The organism is Eikenella glucosivorans, from assembly GCF_016025525.2.
GTDB classification, from domain to species: Bacteria; Pseudomonadota; Gammaproteobacteria; order Burkholderiales; family Neisseriaceae; genus Eikenella; species Eikenella glucosivorans.
On the sequence record NZ_JACSGR010000012.1, the window covers coordinates 1 to 5661 of the forward strand.

Here is a 5661-nt window from a genome sequence, read left to right on the forward strand (position 1 = left end):
AGTATTTGACAGTTGTAGTTTGGGTAGCGTATAGTTCGCGTCTTCGCTGCTTCCGGGCGCTGAATTGAACCTGAGCTTATTTGGTTGGGTTGTTTAGATGGGTGCCGGTTTAATGGGGAGCAGACAGTTCTTTAACAGTGAGATTACCGATAAGTGTGGGTGTTTAGGCACCTGCACTGCAAGAAGAGACAAGACGATGTTTTAGACATTGATCTGTTGATTTCTTTGAAGCAGACCAGAAGTTAATAAGTTAGAGATTGAACATAAGAGTTTGATCCTGGCTCAGATTGAACGCTGGCGGCATGCTTTACACATGCAAGTCGAACGGCAGCGGGGAAGTGCTTGCACTTCTGCCGGCGAGTGGCGAACGGGTGAGTAAGATATCGGAACGTACCGAGTAGTGGGGGATAACTAATCGAAAGATTGGCTAATACCGCATACGCCCCAAGGGGGAAAGCAGGGGACCGCAAGGCCTTGCGCTATTTGAGCGGCCGATAACTGATTAGCTAGTTGGTGGGGTAAAGGCCTACCAAGGCGACGATCAGTAGCGGGTCTGAGAGGACGATCCGCCACACTGGGACTGAGACACGGCCCAGACTCCTACGGGAGGCAGCAGTGGGGAATTTTGGACAATGGGGGCAACCCTGATCCAGCCATGCCGCGTGTATGAAGAAGGCCTTCGGGTTGTAAAGTACTTTTGTTCGGGAAGAAAAGGAGGGTGCTAATACCACCCTTTGCTGACGGTACCGAAAGAATAAGCACCGGCTAACTACGTGCCAGCAGCCGCGGTAATACGTAGGGTGCGAGCGTTAATCGGAATTACTGGGCGTAAAGCGAGCGCAGACGGTTATTTAAGCAGGATGTGAAATCCCCGGGCTTAACCTGGGAACTGCGTTCTGAACTGGATAGCTAGAGTATGTCAGAGGGGGGTAGAATTCCACGTGTAGCAGTGAAATGCGTAGAGATGTGGAGGAATACCGATGGCGAAGGCAGCCCCCTGGGATGATACTGACGTTCATGCTCGAAAGCGTGGGTAGCAAACAGGATTAGATACCCTGGTAGTCCACGCCCTAAACGATGTCGATTAGCTGTTGGGCAGCTTGACTGCTTAGTAGCGTAGCTAACGCGTGAAATCGACCGCCTGGGGAGTACGGTCGCAAGATTAAAACTCAAAGGAATTGACGGGGACCCGCACAAGCGGTGGATGATGTGGATTAATTCGATGCAACGCGAAGAACCTTACCTGGTCTTGACATGTACGGAACCTTCCAGAGACGGAAGGGTGCCTTCGGGAGCCGTAACACAGGTGCTGCATGGCTGTCGTCAGCTCGTGTCGTGAGATGTTGGGTTAAGTCCCGCAACGAGCGCAACCCTTGTCATTAGTTGCCATCATTTAGTTGGGCACTCTAATGAGACTGCCGGTGACAAACCGGAGGAAGGTGGGGATGACGTCAAGTCCTCATGGCCCTTATGACCAGGGCTTCACACGTCATACAATGGTCGGTACAGAGGGTAGCCAAACCGCGAGGTGGAGCCAATCCCAGAAAACCGATCGTAGTCCGGATTGCACTCTGCAACTCGAGTGCATGAAGTCGGAATCGCTAGTAATCGCAGGTCAGCATACTGCGGTGAATACGTTCCCGGGTCTTGTACACACCGCCCGTCACACCATGGGAGTGGGGGATACCAGAAGCAGGTAGGATAACCGCAAGGGGTCCGCTTGCCACGGTATGCTTCATGACTGGGGTGAAGTCGTAACAAGGTAGCCGTAGGGGAACCTGCGGCTGGATCACCTCCTTTCTAGAGAAAAGCAGGGGCGAAGCACCCACACCTATCGGTAATCACACAGATGCAAGAGAAGCACCTTGGGTTTGTAGCTCAGCTGGTTAGAGCACACGCTTGATAAGCGTGGGGTCGGAGGTTCAAGTCCTCCCAGACCCACCACGAGACAGAAGAGCGACGAGCCCGATGAACCATTGAGGGACAGGGGGCATAGCTCAGTTGGTAGAGCACCTGCTTTGCAAGCAGGGGGTCATCGGTTCGATCCCGTTTGCCTCCACCACCGATTCAATCTTCCCAAATCAAAGCAGTCAGACCTAGAGTAGTCTGAAGCAGACTGTTTTGATTTGCGAAGCGAGAGCGACGCATCGATCTTTAACAAATTGGCAAGCCGAAATCAATAAACAAACGAAGTAGATTGGTTAGCGAGAAGGAGTTGGCAACGACACTTCTGGCCCGTTTAAACGAACGGACCAACTACGAAATTTGGGTAATGATTGTATCGACCGAATCCTGGAAGACAAAAGGCAGGATTCGGACACAACAAGCAGTAAGCTTTATCAGAGTAGAGGTCTTGAAGCCCCGACTGTCGTCAACGCAGAGAGGGCAAAGTCAGAAAGGCACTTCAAATGATAGAGTCAAGTGAATAAGTGCATCAGGTGGATGCCTTGGCGATGATAGGCGACGAAGGACGTGTAAGCCTGCGAAAAGCATCGGGGAGCTGGCAATAGAGCTATGATCCGGTGATGTCCGAATGGGGAAACCCACCGTATTTTGTACGGTATCCTTATCCGAATCCATAGGATAAGAGAAGCGAACCCGGAGAACTGAACCATCTAAGTACCCGGAGGAAAAGAAATCAACCGAGATTCCGCAAGTAGTGGCGAGCGAACGCGGAGGAGCCTGTATACGATAGCTGTTGAGATAGAAGAAGGAAATGGAAACTTCCGCCATAGTGGGTGATAGCCCCGTATTCGAAATCTCGGCAGTGGTACTAGGTATACGACAAGTAGGGCGGGACACGAGAAATCCTGTCTGAAGAAGGGGGGACCATCCTCCAAGGCTAAATACTCATCATCGACCGATAGTGAACCAGTACCGTGAGGGAAAGGCGAAAAGAACCCCGGGAGGGGAGTGAAATAGAACCTGAAACCTGATGCATACAAACAGTGGGAGCTCTGTAAAGGGTGACTGCGTACCTTTTGTATAATGGGTCAACGACTTACGTTCAGTAGCGAGCTTAACCGGATAGGGGAGGCGTAGGGAAACCGAGTCTTAATAGGGCGACAAGTTGCTGGGCGTAGACCCGAAACCGAGTGATCTATCCATGGCCAGGTTGAAGGTGCCGTAACAGGTACTGGAGGACCGAACCCACGCATGTTGCAAAATGCGGGGATGAGCTGTGGATAGGGGTGAAAGGCTAAACAAACTCGGAGATAGCTGGTTCTCCCCGAAAACTATTTAGGTAGTGCCTCATGTATCACTTCCGGGGGTAAAGCACTGTTATGGCTAGGGGGTCATTGCGACTTACCAACCCATGGCAAACTCAGAATACCGGAAAGTGCGAGCATGGGAGACAGACAGCGGGTGCTAACGTCCGTTGTCGAAAGGGAAACAACCCAGACCGCCAGCTAAGGTCCCAAATGATAGATTAAGTGGTAAACGAAGTGGGAAGGCTTAGACAGCCAGGATGTTGGCTTAGAAGCAGCCATCATTTAAAGAAAGCGTAATAGCTCACTGGTCGAGTCATCCTGCGCGGAAGATGTAACGGGGCTCAAATCTATAACCGAAGCTGCGGATGCACCTAGTGCATGGTAGGGGAGCGTTCTGTAGGCCTGAGAAGGCGTGTCGAAAGGCATGCTGGAGGTATCAGAAGTGCGAATGTTGACATGAGTAGCGATAAAGCGGGTGAAAAGCCCGCTCGCCGAAAGCCCAAGGTTTTCTGCGCAACGTTCATCGGCGCAGGGTGAGTCGGCCCCTAAGGCGAGGCAGAGATGCGTAGTCGATGGGAAACGGGTTAATATTCCCGTACTTGATTTAAGTGCGATGTGGGGACGGAGAAGGTTAGGTCAGCAAACTGTTGGAATAGTTTGTTCAAGCCGGTAGGTGGAAGAGCTAGGCAAATCCGGTTCTTCGAGACACCGAGAAGCGATAACGAGCATCTACGGATGCGAAGTGACCGATACCACGCTTCCAGGAAAAGCCACTAAGCTTCAGCTTAAATCGAACCGTACCGCAAACCGACACAGGTGGGCAGGATGAGAATTCTAAGGCGCTTGAGAGAACTCAGGAGAAGGAACTCGGCAAATTGATACCGTAACTTCGGGAGAAGGTATGCCCTCTAAGGTGAAGGACTTGCTCCGTAAGCTTTGGAGGGTCGCAGAGAATCGGTGGCTGCGACTGTTTATTAAAAACACAGCACTCTGCAAACACGAAAGTGGACGTATAGGGTGTGACGCCTGCCCGGTGCTGGAAGGTTAATTGAAGATGTGAGAGCATCGGATCGAAGCCCCAGTAAACGGCGGCCGTAACTATAACGGTCCTAAGGTAGCGAAATTCCTTGTCGGGTAAGTTCCGACCCGCACGAATGGCGTAACGATGGCCACACTGTCTCCTCCTGAGACTCAGCGAAGTTGAAGTGGTTGTGAAGATGCAATCTACCCGCTGCTAGACGGAAAGACCCCGTGAACCTTTACTGTAGCTTTGCATTGGACTTTGAAGTCACTTGTGTAGGATAGGTGGGAGGCTTAGAAGCAGAGACGCCAGTTTCTGCGGAGCCGTCCTTGAAATACCACCCTGGTGACTTTGAGGTTCTAACCCAGGTCCGTGAACCGGATCGGGGACCGTGCATGGTAGGCAGTTTGACTGGGGCGGTCTCCTCCCAAAGAGTAACGGAGGAGTTCGAAGGTTACCTAGGTCCGGTCGGAAATCGGACTGATAGTGCAATGGCAAAAGGTAGCTTAACTGCGAGACCGACAAGTCGAGCAGGTGCGAAAGCAGGACATAGTGATCCGGTGGTTCTGAATGGAAGGGCCATCGCTCAACGGATAAAAGGTACTCCGGGGATAACAGGCTGATTCCGCCCAAGAGTTCATATCGACGGCGGAGTTTGGCACCTCGATGTCGGCTCATCACATCCTGGGGCTGTAGTCGGTCCCAAGGGTATGGCTGTTCGCCATTTAAAGTGGTACGTGAGCTGGGTTTAAAACGTCGTGAGACAGTTTGGTCCCTATCTGCAGTGGGCGTTGGAAGTTTGACAGGGGCTGCTCCTAGTACGAGAGGACCGGAGTGGACGAACCTCTGGTGTACCGGTTGTCACGCCAGTGGCATCGCCGGGTAGCTAAGTTCGGGAAGGATAAGCGCTGAAAGCATCTAAGCGCGAAACCTGCCTGGAGATGAGACTTCCCTTGTGGTATAACCACACTAAAGAGTCGTTCTAGACCAGGACGTTGATAGGTGGGGTGTGGAAGCGCGGCAACGCGTGCAGCTAACCCATACTAATTGCTCGTGAGGCTTGACTCTATCATTTGAAGTGCTTTGCGGTGTGAGACACCGTGAAGGATGAGAGAATAAAGCTTACTGGAAAGAGATACACATTACCGAAGGCCGGCCCTTGAGAGGGGCTGGGTTGGAGAAAGATTGATTGGCCGATAGAGATATTGGCGGCTTGACGATTTGTACAGTTTAAGTTTGGCGGCCATAGCGGTTTGGTCCCACGCCTTCCCATCCCGAACAGGACCGTGAAACGAACCAGCGCCGATGATAGTACGGGTTCCCGTGCGAAAGTAGGACACCGCCAAACACCTTATACGATACCCCGGCCAAACAGCCGGGGTATGCTTTTGCCTGATGAAAATAAGTAAAGATGAAAATAATTGGAAG

Annotated in this window: 2 tRNA genes and 3 rRNA genes; all 5 read left to right on the forward strand. The window is 51.8% G+C overall.

The features are described 5' to 3' along the window. Positions 1-259: 259 nt before the first annotated feature. The 5 genes from H9Q10_RS11985 to rrf all read left to right on the forward strand — a co-directional run bounded on the left by H9Q10_RS11985 (position 260) and on the right by rrf (position 5581). Positions 260-1800, forward strand: a 16S ribosomal RNA gene (locus H9Q10_RS11985). A 67-nt stretch (positions 1801-1867) separates the two neighbouring features. Beyond that, positions 1868-1944: transfer RNA gene (locus tag H9Q10_RS11990), tRNA-Ile, on the forward strand. Between the two features lie 42 nt (positions 1945-1986). Beyond that, positions 1987-2062 (forward strand) — tRNA-Ala (locus tag H9Q10_RS11995). Positions 2063-2415: 353 nt separating this feature from the next. Further along, positions 2416-5301 (forward strand): 23S ribosomal RNA (locus tag H9Q10_RS12000). Between the two features lie 167 nt (positions 5302-5468). Beyond that, positions 5469-5581, forward strand: a 5S ribosomal RNA gene (rrf, locus tag H9Q10_RS12005). The 16S, 23S and 5S rRNA genes sit together here with 2 tRNA genes alongside, the layout of an rRNA operon. Positions 5582-5661 lie beyond the last annotated feature (80 nt).